Annotated in this window: 11 protein-coding genes; 1 reads left to right on the top strand and 10 read right to left on the bottom strand. The window is 57.4% G+C overall.

From position 1 onward, the window contains the following. Positions 1-20: 20 nt before the first annotated feature. From BBPC_RS00395 to BBPC_RS00350, 10 genes are all read right to left on the bottom strand, one after another. Positions 21-1,055 carry a LacI family DNA-binding transcriptional regulator gene (locus BBPC_RS00395; RefSeq protein ID WP_004222986.1) on the bottom strand — a complete coding sequence of 345 codons (1,035 nt, stop codon included), beginning with the start codon at positions 1,053-1,055 and terminating at the stop codon, positions 21-23. Between the two features lie 228 nt (positions 1,056-1,283). Further along, a complete protein-coding gene (locus tag BBPC_RS00390) occupies positions 1,284-1,553 on the bottom strand; it encodes a hypothetical protein (protein ID WP_050775094.1) in 270 nt (89 codons plus the stop codon). Positions 1,554-1,945: 392 nt separating this feature from the next. Continuing rightward, positions 1,946-3,763 (bottom strand): sialate O-acetylesterase, encoded by a 1,818-nt coding sequence (locus tag BBPC_RS00385; protein ID WP_022244745.1) that lies wholly within the window; start codon positions 3,761-3,763, stop codon positions 1,946-1,948. 141 nt (positions 3,764-3,904) lie between these two features. Continuing rightward, positions 3,905-4,945, bottom strand: coding sequence for a ketol-acid reductoisomerase (gene ilvC / locus BBPC_RS00380; protein ID WP_004222977.1), 1,041 nt, complete (start codon positions 4,943-4,945; stop codon positions 3,905-3,907). A gap of 356 nt (positions 4,946-5,301) precedes the next feature. Beyond that, positions 5,302-6,354 carry a ketol-acid reductoisomerase gene (gene ilvC, locus BBPC_RS00375; protein ID WP_034878339.1) on the bottom strand — a complete coding sequence of 351 codons (1,053 nt, stop codon included), beginning with the start codon at positions 6,352-6,354 and terminating at the stop codon, positions 5,302-5,304. Positions 6,355-6,662: 308 nt separating this feature from the next. Beyond that, positions 6,663-8,012: an MFS transporter gene (locus BBPC_RS00370; protein ID WP_004222972.1), complete on the bottom strand. Its 1,350-nt coding sequence runs from the start codon at positions 8,010-8,012 to the stop codon at positions 6,663-6,665. 452 nt (positions 8,013-8,464) lie between these two features. Beyond that, entirely contained in the window at positions 8,465-10,066 is a 1,602-nt protein-coding gene (locus BBPC_RS00365) for an MFS transporter (protein WP_004222967.1), read from the bottom strand. Positions 10,067-10,397: 331 nt separating this feature from the next. After that, the gene (locus BBPC_RS00360; RefSeq protein WP_004222963.1) at positions 10,398-11,255 is read right to left on the bottom strand and encodes a carbohydrate ABC transporter permease; all 858 of its coding nucleotides are present in this window, start codon (positions 11,253-11,255) and stop codon (positions 10,398-10,400) included. Then, positions 11,255-12,133, bottom strand: a complete 879-nt coding sequence (locus tag BBPC_RS00355; RefSeq protein ID WP_022244560.1) for a carbohydrate ABC transporter permease — start codon at positions 12,131-12,133, stop codon at positions 11,255-11,257. Before BBPC_RS00355 ends, BBPC_RS00360 begins: the two co-directional genes overlap by 1 nt. 85 nt (positions 12,134-12,218) lie before the next feature. Further along, positions 12,219-13,505, bottom strand: coding sequence for an ABC transporter substrate-binding protein (locus tag BBPC_RS00350; protein ID WP_004222960.1), 1,287 nt, complete (start codon positions 13,503-13,505; stop codon positions 12,219-12,221). 339 nt (positions 13,506-13,844) lie between these two features. On the opposite strand from BBPC_RS00350, the gene BBPC_RS10010 reads away from it, so the two are divergent. After that, positions 13,845-15,722, top strand: a complete 1,878-nt coding sequence (locus BBPC_RS10010; RefSeq protein ID WP_004222957.1) for an alpha-amylase family glycosyl hydrolase — start codon at positions 13,845-13,847, stop codon at positions 15,720-15,722. The last annotated feature ends 224 nt before the right edge of the window (positions 15,723-15,946 follow it).

Raw genomic sequence — 15,946 nt, 5'->3', positions numbered from 1 at the left:
CATTAACTCATCATCGCATCTTATTCCGCTGCCGGAGCGGGACCGGTCGAAGCGCGGGCACGCAATTCGTACGGCCCTTCCATCAGATGCCCCACACGCTCGCCGCCGATCAGCTTGAGCAGCAATCCGGCGGCCTGCTTACCGGTATCGACCACGTCACGGCCCATGGCGGTCAGGTTCGGATACGCCGCGGTGCACATGAGGGAATCATCCCACGACATGATGGAGATTTCCTCCGGTACTTTGATGCCTTGCGAAGCTGCCACGCCAAGGCCAGCCAACGCCATCACATCATTGTCGTAGATGATCGCCGTCGGATGCTCAGAGAACGCCAGCAGGCGCTTCGTGGCCTCGCGACCGGTTTCCGGCGTGTAGTCGGTGTGCAGGCAACGATAACGCATGCCCAGCTCGGAAGCGACGTCCGCAAAGGCGGAATCGCGAATATACGAGTGCGCAAGCGATTCGGGACCGCCGACGCGGGCGATCTGACGATGCCCGAGATCATACAGGTATCGCACCGCTCGGCGCACGGCATCGGCGTCGGCGCTTGACAGACTCGGCAGATTGCCGACCACGGAGGCATCGGCAATGGCAAGCACCGGCATCTCCTCATGCTCCTCAAGCAAGGCAACGCAAGGGTCTCCAAGCTCGACATTGACGAGCAGCATGGCGTCGACGTTGCCAGTAGCAATCCAATCATCGATGATCGAAAGCTTCGCGTCCTCACCCACGGCCATGCGTACCAGCAGAGAATAATCGTATTTTTCCAGCTCGGCGCCAAGACCGGAAATAAGTTCCATCATGTAGGATTCGACGGAAAGCAGCTTCGGGTCGTAACCCAGCGCTAGACCCACGCGCTGCGTCTTCGCCTTGGCCAGCGCCTGTGCCGCGCCATTCGGCTTCCATCCCAGTTCGTGTGCGACCTTCAACACTTTGTCTCGAGTCACATCGGAAACACCAGACTTGCCGTTGAGCGCATACGAAACGGCGCTACTAGAGACTCCCGAAGCCTTGGCAACGTCAAAAATCGTCACCTTGCTTTTTTGAATAGGCATGTCCGTGTCCTTCTTCTTAACTTAAATCGCAACTTAAACGGTTCATCTACATCGTACAGTAAAAGCGCCGACCAACCTCTTGAAAAGTCAGCGTTCACAACACTTTCGTTTCTTAAGGTTGGCGGCGCTTCAACTTATGTTTTTACTCAACCGAACACGTCAACTGAAATTTCAGTAGTCCTCTATCCACTCTTCTACCGCTTCAGTAGACGGCGTACTCGCGGAAGCTCACCATTCGCGCTTCGGATCGTTGGCGGAACGCGGCACGTTGGCGGCTGCGAACGCACCCGGAGCGGCAAGCGCTGCGGCATCGGCAGTGGCGATATGCAGCACGACGCTTTCGCCCGGAAGCAGCGAGACCATGCCCTCGGCCACCGAAGCCTTCGCGTCGACCTTATCTGCCATGCAGAACAGGTCGCGCACGTAGCTCTTGGCTGTGGCGGTAAGTTCCACGCCATCTTCCACGGCAACGGCCGCGGCACTGAGGGCGAGTTTCACGTAAAACATTTCTTGTATTCACGCAATGGTTGCGGCACGGATGGCCATCCGCGCGTTCCGGAAGACGAACAGATGGCCGCCGAACTGACCGCATACCTGGAATCATTCGGCCCGGACCTCTGGCAATAGCCTATGCGCTCGCAGTGCAGCGCATTTTATTTGATTCGTTTCTGCGATTTTGGTGGCATAAATCGCAGAAACGTTGATTTTTCAACGATTTTTTATTTGACTGGTATTTGATTCGTATTTGACTGACGTGCGATCAGCAGGACTTCAATCGCAATATAAAGCGTGCGATTGCAGCACACTATAAGCACAGCAATCGCACGCTATTCATCGTCAACTATCGACAATCATGTGACGCAGCCGTTCAACGCAACTATCTAACGTGATTATTCAGCGTGATCAGAGTCGGTGTGATCGGTCAGGTCCAGCTTGAATGGGTGAGCAGGCAGATTATTGTCATTAAACAACGGTGCCGGACCCCAGCTACGCCATGCGTAGCGCATCATCACCGGCGCTGGCACTTCCGGCGTGGCCAACGTAATCGTGCCGATACTGCGGCTGTTGATCGGAATACCGAATTCCGTGGCGTTGTAATCGACCACGTTGACCTTTGCGTTGACCAGATCGTCAATATCGCAATCCACGAAAATCGCGGCGTAGGCCGGATGGAACACACCATCGGCACCGGCAAGCTCGAAACCGGAACGTTCCGGCAGACGCACCAGCGAAGGCAGGCTCTTGGCGAACTCGTCACCAAAACTGTCGGGCGCAGTACCGCTGAAATGCAGGCCGTGCGCGTACCGGAAGAACAGGCGTACGCGGCCGCCTTCGTCGCAGCGGAAACCCAGCACAGTCGGCCCATACACCGGAATACGGCTCATACCATACACTTGGCGAAGCGCACAATTGCCTAGACGCTCGCCCGGTGTACGTTTATCAACCGGATGAATGTTGTTGTATTCGCCGCAATCCATAGTGCAGATGGCGAACACATTGTCGATGGACTGCGCGGCATCCCACTGGGCCTCGCGCAACACCGGCCACAGCATCGGATCGCCGTCGCCCTCGTCGACCTTCTTGTCAATCCACTGCGGCAATTGCACGATCAGGAACGGCAGGCTTTCGCTCCACAGCGCACGCCATTCACCAATCATCATGCCCAGCAACTCACGGTAGGATCCGCAATACGGCTCGTCTTCCTCGCCCTGATACCATAGGAATCCCGCCAAGGAGTAAGGCACAATGCGCTCCAGCATGGCATGGAACGCGCCTGACGGACGCCACTGCGAGGTCGGCGTCATCGGCGGCGGCCACGGGCATTCGCCATACTGTTGGGTCAGCGTATCCCACGTCACATCAGGATCGTCTTCGCGGGCGGCTGCGATCGACGCATTCCACGTATCAGAACGCGACTGCCATTCGCCGTACTCCAAATCGAACTGTTCCTGCGTTTTACCTGCGATCGCCTGCTCATAGCGCGCAAGATAGCCGCGCCCGGATTCGCTGGAATTCAGTGCATCTTCGCTCGTCCAGCAACTGATCGACGTACCCCCGATATAGCAGTCGATAATGCCGATCGGAAGGTCGGAATCAAGTTCATCACGCAGTTTTCGCGCAAAATAGTACGCTACCGCACTCATTACGCCACTATTTTCAGGCGATGATTCCTGCCAGCTTGCCGCATGTTCGGCGTTGCGATTGATCACACCGGTTTTCGGCACATTGTAGAAGCGCAGTAACGGATCGGCACAGTTATCGAGGGCTTCCTCGGCGTCTTCACTGTTGCGCAATTCAAGTTCCATATTGCTTTGACCGCCGGCCAGCCATACTTCGCCGATAAGCACGTCATAATATTCGATGAAATCGTTGCCTGCGGTGACGCGCAACGTGTAAGGGCCACCTTCGGGCTGTGCCGGCAGCATGACGCGCCACGGTGAAAAACCGTTCTTGATCTCTTTGGAGGCGTACGCATGCGCCTGCACGATCACGGAACCATCGAAATCGCGGATTTCCGCGGAAACCTCAAGTCCGGCGCAATCGGCATCAAGCGCGCCGAACACGGCGATGGGCTTGTTACGCTGCAACACCATATGCGAGGCGAAAATCGCGGCGACGTGCAGAACTCCTGACGTGCTACGGTCTTCGGTAGGTTCAGCCGACGTTGTCATTTCAGAACCAGGTGCGGGACCAGTCGCAGTGACCATGACATCTCTTCCTATAGAAAAACCGTAAGAAACCGTACATATCTATCCTAGAACAATATGCGACAGAACATACAAAAAAGACCGCCACCCGTAAGGGCAGCGGTCTTGTAAAAGACTCAGCGATTAGCCGAATGAGCCACATCAGCCACGGGCGATCTTGCCGGTGAAGGTGGCCATATCAGCGTCGTCATCCTTGCCGTTGTTCCAGGAGAACATGGCGCGCAGCTTCGGACCGACGGTCTCGATGCGGACGTTGCCGTACTCTTCCTGCAGAGCCTTGAACTTCGGAGCGCCAGCGTCCTGGTCCTCGATGAACTCCTTGGCGAAGGAGCCGTCCTGGATGCGCTGCAGGTGGTACTGCATGCGCTCACGCACGTGCTCGTCGATGCAGGTGTTGGTGTAGTCGCCGTACTGGGCGGTGTCGGAGCAGGACCAGCGAGCCTTGTTCAGACCACCCTCGTTCATGAGGTCGACGAGCATCTTCAACTCGTGGCAGACCTCGAAGTAGGCGATTTCAGGCTGGTAGCCGGCGTCGGTGAGGACCTCGAAGCCCATTTCAACAAGCTTGTTCACGCCGCCCATGAGCACATTCTGCTCGCCGAACAGATCGGTCTCGGTCTCCTCGGTGAAGGTGGTCTTGATGGCGCCTGCACGCAGAGCGCCCAGAGCCTTGGCGTAAGCCAGGGTGATGTCCCAAGCGTCGCCGCGCGGATCCTGCTCCACGGCCACGACGACCGGAACGCCACGGCCGTTGGCGTACTCACGACGCACGATGTGGCCCGGGCCCTTCGGGGCGACCATGAACACCGGATGATCCTCGGACGGCTTGATGTAGCCGTAGTGGATGTTGAAGCCGTGAGCGAAAGCAACAGCTGCACCCGGCTTGATGTTCGGCTCGATGTCATTGGCCCAGATGGTGCGCTGGTACTGATCCGGAGCCAGAATCATGATGATATCGGCCTCAGCAGCAGCTTCCGGAACGGACTTGACTTCCAGACCCTGCTCCTTGGCGTGCTCGACGGACTTGGAGGTCGGACGCAGGCCAACGACGACGTCCACACCGGAATCGCGCAGGTTCAGAGCGTGAGCATGACCCTGGGAACCGTAACCGATGATGGCAACCTTCTTACCTTCGAGGACCGAGAGATCGCCGTCGTTCTCGTACCAGATTTGTGCAGCCATTGTACTTGGCACTCCTTTTTATGTAGTGGGGTGAACGCCTCCCGGCGCTCGGGTTTCTACCATTCGCAGATGAATTCGCGTGTTTTTGTGCATGGATTTTGTCCTGCAAACTGGGGTCTATCCTACTCCCGTCCCTTCCTAAATAAGCATTGAGTCCACAAAGTGGGCCACCGCCTAGCCGTGCGGCTCTCCCGACAATCAGTACTGCGATCCCGCATACGAAATATCCCAGTCATAAAACAACACAGCAACAAAAAAGAAGCCACCGCGGTGAGACGGTGGCTTCCAACACGTTTCGCGTGTATTGCGCTACTACGTTATTCATCGGCCCTTAACATGCAGCCGCTACAGCGAAATCACTGAACCTGGGTACGAGCGATCTTGCCGTTGAAGGACTCGGCCATATCGGCATCGGCGTCCGTCTGGTTGTTCCAAGAGAACATGGCGCGCAGCTTCGGACCAACGGTCTCCAGGTGCGGGTGGCTGTACTCTTCCTGCAGCTCCTTGAACTTCGGAGCGCCCGCGGCCTGATCATCCATGAACTCCTTGGCGAAGGAGCCGTCCTGAATGCGCTTGAGCTGGTACTGCATGCGCTTCTTGGTCTCTTCAGTGATGACGGTGGAGGTGTAATCGCCGTACTGAGCGGTGTCGGAGCAGCTCCAGCGAGCCTTGTTCAGACCACCCTCGTTGGCCAGATCCACCAGCATCTTCAGCTCGTGGAACACCTCGAAGTAGGCGATCTCCGGCTGGTAGCCAGCCTCGGTCAGCACATCGAAGCCCATATCGCACAGGTGGTTGATGCCACCCATGAGCACGTCCTGCTCACCGAACAGATCGGTTTCGGTCTCCTCGGTGAAGGTGGTCTTGATGGCGCCTGCGCGCAGAGCGCCCAGAGCCTTGGCGTAAGCCAGGCACAGCGGCCAGGTCTTGCCATCCGGATCCTGCTCCACAGCCACAACGACCGGAACGCCACGGCCGGCGGCGTACTCACGACGAACGATGTGGCCCGGGCCCTTCGGGGCGACCATGAACACCGGATGATCCTCGGACGGCTTGATGTAGCCGTAGTGGATGTTGAAGCCGTGAGCGAAAGCCAGAGCAGCGCCCGGCTTCAGGTTCGGCTCAACGTCCTTCTTGTACACGGCGGCCTGGTACTGGTCAGGCAGCAGGATCATCACAACGTCGGCTTCGGCAACGGCCTCGGCAACAGGCTTGACCTCGAGGCCCTGCTCCTTGGCGTATTCCACGGACTTAGAGGTAGGACGCAGGCCGACGACGACATCCACACCGGAATCGCGCAGGTTCAGCGCGTGGGCGTGACCCTGGGAACCGTAACCGAGGATGGCCACCTTCTTGCCATCGAACACGGACAGATCGGCATCCTTCTCGTACCAGATAGTTGCTGCCATAATAGGCGCTCCTTTATTTTTCTTTTTATAGCGATTCGGGACTTGCATTCCCGAACAAACTCGCGATATTTAATTCTTGTTTCGGTTGTTCACAGCGGGCGATGGTTCCTAGGAGATTACTCCCCCCGGATTGTGTCCGAGGAACCACCCCGCCTCTCCTGCGGAACTGTTTTAGTCCCGCTTTCTTTATATTGGTTGCTGACGTTCACATAGTGGTTATATTCGCGTCAAACGTTTTTAGTAAGGCTTCCGTCGATGTCATCTTGACACGTCGCTGAATAGCCGGTCAAACGGCACTTGGCGATTGATCACTTGGTGAAATCAACATCCTTAGTCTCCTTGCAGCTCAGCACCGCAACAAGGCAGCACACGGCCATCACGCCGAGGTACAGACCGACGGAGTGCACACCCCAGTGGTGGGACAGCCAAGTGGCGATGGTCGGCACGAATGCCGCGCCGACGATGGCGGCCAGGTTGTAGCCGATGCCGGAGCCGGAATAACGCACGTTGGCGTCGAACAGCTCCGGCAGGAACGCGCCGATCGGACCGAATGCGGTGCCCATCAACGCGAAGCCGATGCATAGGAACAGCAGGTTGGCGGCGAAGTTACGCTGGCCGACGACCGACGGATCAAGCAGGAACGGGAAGAGCAGCGCGAATGCCACGAGGCAGCAGGACGAGATGACGATCACGCGCTTGCGGCCGAATTTATCGGCGTTCACGCAGGAAATGACGATGAACGCGGCGAACACGCAGATGGCAAGCATCAGCATGAGCAGGTATTCACGATTGGTGAAACCAAGGTCTCCGCCGCCCTGCTCGACGGTTTTGGTGCCCCAAGCGAGGGACCAGGTTGCCAGCGTGTAGAACAGCGTGTAGGTGACGGCCACCAGGAACGTGGCTTGGATGACTTCCTTCCAGCTCTTCTTGAACACTTCGGTCAACGGGGACTTGACGACCTTCTTCTGCTCCTGGGCCATGCGGAAGATCGGGGTCTCCTCCATCTGCACGCGCACGACGAGGCCGACGATCACCAGCACTGCGGACAGCAGGAACGGCACACGCCAGCCCCATGCCAGCATCGCATCGTCATCGTTGAACGTTTCCAACAGGAAGTAGGTACCGTTCGACAGGAAGAAACCGATCGGAGCGCCCAATTCCGGGAAGGAGCCATACAGCGCGCGCTTGTCTTCCGGAGCGTTCTCGGTGGCCACCAAAGCGGCACCCGACCATTCGCCGCCCAGACCGATGCCCTGCACGAAACGGCACAGGCACAGCGCGGCGACAGCCACAATGCCCCACTGGCTGTAAGTCGGCAGGCAGCCGATCAGGAACGTGGCGATGCCCATGGTCAACAGCGAAACCACCAGCGTGGTCTTGCGGCCCATGCGGTCGCCGAAATGGCCGAACACCAAGGATCCGAGCGGGCGTGCGATGAACGCGATGGCGAAGGTCAGCAGGCTGGCCAGCAGTGCGACAGTCGGATTGGTGGTGTCTCCGAAGAACACCTTCGGGAAATAGTTCGCAGCGGCGGTGCCGTATGCGTAGAAGTCGTAGAACTCAATGGCGGTGCCGACCATGGAAGCGGCGATAACGGTTTTCACCGAATCGCGCACCATTGCCTGCGCTTTGCCAGCGGCTGCTTCGACTGCACTCATTGGATTACTCCTGTTACGTCTGTCATGCGTTGCCGGCTCCCAACATGCGCCGATAACGTCTTTCTTCTATTCTCTTGTGTGCAGTCTTCATTTCGTTGCCTTACGCCTTGTGGGCGGCAACAAAAAGACCCCGCAGCATGCAGGGCCATCAACGTGTGTGTTTTGCGCGCCTCAAACCCTGCCTCCGTTGGCGAGGGATTGAAGCTGCATTGCTCGAATCAGTCCGCCAACGAAAGCGGAATAATAATTCGTGCGGACAGCAGTACGCGTGCAACCATTCCGTTCATCGTGGCGAACCTCCTTTCGCAAAGTCTTGTATTCGGCGGATTATCCGCTCGAACTAAGCCGTAAAGATAAGCGCGTCCACAGACCCTTTCTACTAAAGGTTCACTATGTGGACGCGCAATTTTGAATTTGATATTCGTTTTTCGGATTATCTCAGGTCATCCAAATCATTTCAGCAGCAACGTCAGCACGCCCGCAACAGCCATGCAACCGGCGGCAACAGCGAAAATCAGCAGATACTCGCCAGTCACCGCAATCGCAATCGCGCAAACGACAGCGCCAATCAACGAACCGAACGTATTCGCCAAACTGAACGCAGCCAACGAACGACCAACGGAACGCACATCCGGCAACGTCGCAAGATTCAACCCTTGGCTCACGCCGTCATACACCACATACGCGAAACCTGCAAACAGCGCATACAGCGCGACCGCCATAGCACTATCGATCGGCGTCAACGGAAGCACCACAGCAACCACAAATAACAAGCAGGCGGCAATCGCGGGAATACGGGAATCTTTGAAAGCGCGGGCGATGCGGCCAAGCAGCAGCGCAGCCAACAGCGAGCCGACGAACGCGGCAACGGCCATCATCGACATAACCGCAGCCGCTCCGGACAAACCAAACATGGTGACCTGCGAAACATCACCCAAACCATCCTGCGCAAGATACCACTGGTAAATCGCAATGCCGGAAGTGGCTGCGATGGCAAACATGCGCGCGGCAAACGCAATGAAGAACTTCGGAGCGCCCTTCGGCGGACGATACTGCGAAAAATAATCGCCCTTCTTCACACCCTCACGAGGCAAATAGCTGCTGGAACCCTCAAACGGCAACACCAGCAACGTAGCCACACCAGCCACCACCAGGCACAACGCAAACACCATCATGGCGAAACGCGTGGTGCCATCCCAACCGGAATCGTCGGCAGCCCACGTAATCGAAACGGCCGCGATAATGCCCAACACCTGGCCGAACGCTTGGCCAACGCCACGCCACGCGTCCGCACGATCACGGAACTTGTCAGGCACGCGCTCACCGAAAGCGGCCGCCAGCGGCATCGATACCATCGCATGTCCGATCAGCGTAAACAGCCAGAACACGATGACCAACGGCATGAAATCGCATGCGGAAAGAATCGCCACCGACGTGGCGGTCAGCACCGTGCCGGCGATGATCCACGGGGTGCGGCGGCCCAGCGGGCAGTACGAATGGTCGGATCCGACGGAAATCCACGCGTTCATCAGGAACGTCAACAACGTGCCGACGACGCTGAGCAGCGCCAGATCGGTGACGCGGTCGGTGCCGGAAAGACGGCTGATGGTCTGCGGAATGAGCACAGAGTTGAGCGCGGCCATCGGCGCGGTGAACAGCAGCGCACCAAGCGCGAAGCCGGCGGTGAGACGATGCACCTGCGGTTTGGTGGGCGTGGTGCCGTCGGGCGCGGTCATCGGATCGCGCAGGTCAAGGAACGACGATTCGAGGTTCGGCACAGCGGCGTCGAGATGGGCGAACGCGGTCAGCGGGGAGCCGCCTTCCGTGTTGATGAGGGTCTGCTGCACTTCCGGACGCTCGTTGGAAGCCTCGGGCACGCGCGGATTCTGCTGTACGGCCAAGCGCTTCAGGGCCGCTTTGGTCTCTTCGGTCAGCGTTTTTTCGTAATCGGGACGGTCATCGATACCGGGGCGCACGAACACCTGGCCCGGCAGCGGCTGCGGCTGCATTGGAGTCTGCTGCTCACCTGCATTATGTTGATTGTCTTCAGTCATCTCTTATTTCTATTCCTGTTTTTCCTGTTTTGTATCGTCGCTTCTCGTTCTTGCTTCTATTTCGTTGCTCGTTTCGAAATGTCACACGATATTCAGCACATATGAAAATCGCCCGGACACACTGCACCAGTGCATTCGAGCGATTCTTTCGGCGAAATCAACCATATCAATACGTCCTGTCAGACAGCAGAAACATGCGATGGCAATCTCAATATCGATATCGCATAAGAATCGATATCGCATAAGAAAAGCCCGGATGCGATTATCGCTTCGCATCCGGACCGGTTGTGTGAGTCTGTTCAGTTATGATTGCGGATTCCGTACCGTTCGATCAGCCCTTGACTGCGCCGGAGGTCACGCCTTCGACGATGTAGCGCTGCAGGAACAGGTACAGGATGAGGATCGGCAGCATGGCCAGCAGCAGGGCCGCCATGATCAGGCCGATATCGTTGGAGTAGGTGCCGTAGAAGATCTGGGTTGCGATCGGGATGGTGTACAGTTCGCGACGGCCCAGCACCAGGGACGGCAGCAGGTAGTCGTTCCAGAACGCCATGGCGTCGATGATGGCGACGGTAGCGACGGTCGGCTTGAGCAGCGGGAACACGATCGTCCAGAAGGTGCGCCACTTGGAACAGCCGTCGATGCTGGCCGCTTCCTCAAGTTCGTTCGGAATGTTCGTCTTGATCGCACCGTGGAACATGAACACCGCCAGGGAGACCGAGAAGCCGGTGTGCATGAGGATCAGCGTGATACGACTGTTCAACACGTCAAGCAGGCCGCCGTAGACGGACACGAGCGGGACCATGAGCACCTGGAACGGAATGACCATGGAGGCCACCATAAGTGCGAACACCATGCCGCCGAACTTCCACGAGGGGTTGCGCACGATCACGTATGCGCACATCGCGGAGAACAGGATGGTCAGTATGGTTGCGCTGATGGTGATGACCGCGGAGTTGCCGAACACGGTGACGAAGTTCATCTTGTCCATTGCCCTGGGGAAGTTCTCCAGGGTGAACCCGTGCTTGCCGATCAGTGCCAGCGGAGCGGTGTTGATGTCCGCCTTGGTCTTGAAGACGTTGATCACGACCAGAATGAACGGTGCGATGAACAGCAGCAGCAGAATCGTCAGAACGACGATCATCAGTGCATGCAGAACCTTGGTGCGAGTGCTGGTTTGACCCTTCATTATGCTGCCACCTCACCCTTCTTGCCGAAGTACACCTGCAGCATGCCGATCACTGCGCAGACGATGAAGAGGACCAACGCCTCCGCCTGACCGGTGCCATAGTTCTTGTAAACGAATGCCTGGTTGTAGACGTGCATTGCCGCGAGCACCGACTGGTTGAACGGTTCGCCCTTGGTAAGCGAAAGGTTCAGGTCGTACACCATGAAGCAACGGGTGGTGCTCAGGAAGATGCACTGCACGAAGGAGGAGCGCATCAGCGGGATGACCACGTGCCACATGGCCTTGCCCTTGTTGCAGCCATCGATCATGGCCGCTTCCTTCAGGCTCTGGTCAACGCTCATGAAGCCTGCCACGTAAATCAGCATCATGTAGCCTGCGTACTGCCAGACCGAAACGAGGATCAAGCAGAACATTGCGCCGTTTGGCGTGGAGAGCAGCGATGCGTGGTCTGTTTGCGTCGCCACTTCGGCGATGGCCACGAATGCGCGGTTGAAGACGAACTTCCACACGTAGCCCAGAACGATGCCGCCGATGAGGTTCGGAATGAAGAAGCCCGCACGGAAGAAGTTCTGGCCCTTGATGCCGCTGGTCACGAGGTAGGCCAGCAGAAAGGCGACGATGTTGGTGAGGATGACGGCGATGACGGAGTAGATGAAGGTGCGTCCAAGCGACTGCCAATATGCGGTGTCGGCAAGAGCCGCCTTGTAGTTTTCGAGACCGACGAACGGCTTCGTTGTCGAAACGCCGTCCCAGCTGGTAAGTGTCAGATAGAGGCCATAGAAGAACGGCAGGATCACCACGGCGAAGAAAAGAATCGTCGCCGGACCACCGAACATCAGAAACTGGCCGATTTTATAGGAAAGCTTATTCTGTTTCATGATGGATCCCATACGTGCCGGGGATGTAAGGTCCGCCGCAGGAAGGAAGCGGCGGACCCTGCATCATGGTGCATTATTTGGAAGTTCAGGCGGTTGCGCCGGTGAACTTAGCGGTCTTCCAGTAGTCCTGGATGTCCTGAGCGAGGCCTGCACGGTCCTCTTCACCTGCGAGCCACTTCTGGAAGGCGGCGCCGAGCACAGAGAAGTGGTCGTCAGGCAGGTAGTTGTAGTTGTCGATCAGCTTGCCGGCGTCAGCGTAGGACTTCACGGACTTGCCCAGCGGATCGGATGCTTCGATCTCGTTGTTCTTGAATGGGGAGATCAGAGCAGCATCAGTGGAGATGAACTCCTGGCCTGCCTTATCTTCGGCGAGCCAGTTCAGGAAGTCCTTGGCGGCCTGGCGCTGTTCGTCGGAGGTGTTGTCGGAGGAGTCGATGAAGAAGTACTTGGAGCCGCCGCCGACGAGCTTCTCATTGGAGCCGTCATCAGTGTTCTGCGGAACCGGCATGAGACCCATGTTCTCGGTGTAATCGTACTGGTTCAGCACGGACCAATCCCAGTTGCCGCCGAACATGAAGGCGATTTCACCTTCAGCCAGCTTCTGCTCGGTCACCTCACGCTCGGCGGAGATGGCGGAGGACTTGGCGTAGTTGTTGTCTTTCATCACGTCGAAGAAGTCCATCAGGGAGTTCCACTTGGCGTTGGAGCTGAGGTCAACCTTGCCGTCCTTGAGCTCATGGCAGAAGGCGTCCGGATCTTCCTGCTCCTCGTAGACTTCTGGCAGGAAGTGCGCGGCGAGGGACCAGTCTTCCTTCATGACACCGGTCGGGGATTCCATGCCGCCGGCCTTGAGCTCGTCGATGAGATCCTTGAACTCGTCAAGGGTCTTGTAGTTCTCAGGCTTGAATTCCTTACCGGTGACCTGCTTGATGGCGTCAGCATTGTAGATCAGGCCACGGGCTTCGATGGAGACCGGGAAGCCGTAGGTCTTGCCGTTAATGCTGATGGCGTAGTCGGTGTCTTTGACCCAATCCTGGTCGGACAGATCGACGGCGTGCTCTTCAGCCAAGGAGTAGATGTCCTTGGCGTCGACCATGGAGATGGTGTACGGATCCTTGGATGCGTACTTGGTGGCGAGATGCGCTGCGACGGTGTCGTTGGAGTAGTAGACCTCAACGTCCACACCCTTTTCCTTGGAGTACTTCGCAGCCATGTCTTCCATTTGGCTTTCGATTTCAACCTTGGAGTTGAAGATGGTGATCTTGGTGCCGCTGGAGCTGGACGACGATCCGCATGCTCCCAGCATGCCAACGGTCATCAGCGTTGCAACAATAGCGGTGCCAGCCTTCTTCCAAGAAGAGAACTTGCTCATTTTCCAATCCCTTTCTATCCACTATTCACCGAGCAGCCCTGCCCAATGAGGTGATAAAGGAAGGTGAATCCCCGACTCGCGTTGTCGGAATCTCTCCGTCCTTGGTATACAGGATATCAAACCGGTTCGAGAGTTGTCAAACCGGTTCGAGAAACCTTGTGCACAGTGCCATCCGTCGGCGTGTCGCGTCAATCGATTGACGTATTGCAAACATTGGCATTCCATACACCCCTAAAAAGTGTCTTCACGGGCTATAATGACGGAAAAGCAGTGACCGACGTTTCCAACGTTGCGATACATCGGTAGACCAACAGCAAAGATGCGAAAACAGGAGGATTTATGGCAAGCTGGCTCAACAACGCAATCTTTTATGAAATCTATCCGCAATCATTCAACGACTCGAACGGCGACGGCATCGGTGACTTCCAAGGCATCATCGACAAACTGCAATACGTGCACGATCTGGGGTGCAATGCGATCTGGATCAACCCATGCTTCGACTCGTCGTTCTACGATGCCGGCTACGACGTACGCGACTACTACACAGCCGCGGAACGCTACGGCAGCAACGCGGACCTGCAGCGGCTCTTCGAGCGCGCGCACGAACTAGGCATGCACGTACTGCTCGACCTCGTACCCGGGCATTCCGCGGTCGACAATCCATGGTTTCTTGAATCCGGCAAGGACGAACGCAACGCATGGACCGACCGCTACATCTGGCGACCGATGACGCAATCGCCGAATCTGAACTCGCCATACGAATCAATCCGCGGATTCCTCGGAGGCATTGCGGAACGTCCCGACGCGGCGGCCGTGAACTGCTTCTCCACGCAGGCATGCCTCAACTACGGATTCGGCACCGTCACCGAAGACTGGCAGTTCGCCGCCGACTCCCCCGAAGCGGTGCAGGGCCGGCTGCTCATCCAAGACATCATGGACTTCTGGCTCGGGTTGGGAGCGGACGGCTTCCGCGTGGACATGGCAGGCAGCCTCGTCAAGGAAGACCCCGACCACTATTGGACGAAACTCTTGTGGCAGCAAGTGCGAGCGCATCTGGACGAAACCTACCCGGAAGCGGTGCTCGTATCGGAATGGGGTGACCCCGAAGAGGCGCTGCACGCCGGATTCGACATGGACTTCCTGCTGCATTTCGGGCCGTCGCATTATCTTGACCTGTTCCGCGAGAATCCGTATTTTTCGGCCGGATCTTCCGAAGCTACGGGCAGCGCCGAAACTGCCGAAACGGAACACGACGGCGAACGCAGCGAATGCGACGGCGCGGGCAGCAGCGGGTGCGACAGCAACGGCAATTCAGTCGTCGACGGAGACAATCCAAATTGCAATAACGACAATGTCGGCAATGCGAGCGGCGACATCAAGGCGTTTGCGGACACATATACGGCCATGCTTGCCAGCACCGCCGGAACGCCTGGATACATCTGCATTCCGTCGGGCAATCACGACATGATCCGCATGCGCGACACCTTGACCACCGATGAAATGAAGCTCGCGTTCACATTTCTGCTGACCATGCCCGGCTGCCCGTTCATCTACTACGGCGACGAAATCGGCATGCGCTACATGCACGGGCTCAAATCCAAGGAAGGCGGATACGAGCGCACCGGATCGCGCACACCAATGCAATGGAGCTGCGCAACCAACGCAGGATTCTCCGCAGCCCGGCCCGATGATCTGTATCTGCCGATCGATGCCGACAGCGAGCGCCCGAACGTGGCTTCGCAGACCGGACGCAGCGACTCGCTACTGGAAACCGTACGCGCACTGAACACGCTACGCCTGGCACATCCCGCACTGCAGGCCGACGGAGGCATCGAGTTCCTCTACGCGGAAGATCACGCGTATCCGCTGGTGTACGCGAGAAGCTCCGAGGCCGGCGAAGCCGAACGCGACGCAACTGACGGCGAACGCAGCGGAACAGCACACGAAACCAGCTGTGAAACACCTTGTGAAACATGCAGCAAGATTAATCGCGAAGCAGGTGGCGAGCGCATCGTCGTCGCCATCAATCCGTCAAACACCGACGCAAGCTGCACACTGCCGAGCGACTATGTGAAACTGCTGTCTGGCGGCTTAGCGCAGGAAATATCGCAAGAACCAGCGGAGAAAACAGTACTGCTGAGCATCGGCAACCCCGCACGCTTCGACGGCACCCAACTGCACGTCCCAGCCCGCAGCGCCACCATCCTCCCCTGCTAATCCTGCCCCCAGCGTGTCCGATTCTGGAGAATCGGACATCCAAGCGCCTCAAAACATGTTCCGGTTGTCCGATTCACCAGAAACGGATAACCGGAACACCAAAACAGACCCACGGTTGTCCGATTCTCCAGAATCGGTCATTCAAGCACCCCACTTTGACCTGTAGTTGTCCGATTCGGGAGAAACGGACATTCACGCGCCCAAAAGTACGTTCCAGTTGTCCG

This window comes from Bifidobacterium pseudocatenulatum DSM 20438 = JCM 1200 = LMG 10505 (assembly GCF_001025215.1).
In the GTDB taxonomy this organism is placed as follows: domain Bacteria; phylum Actinomycetota; class Actinomycetes; order Actinomycetales; family Bifidobacteriaceae; genus Bifidobacterium; species Bifidobacterium pseudocatenulatum.
This window is presented reverse-complemented; position numbering and strand designations above follow the sequence as displayed.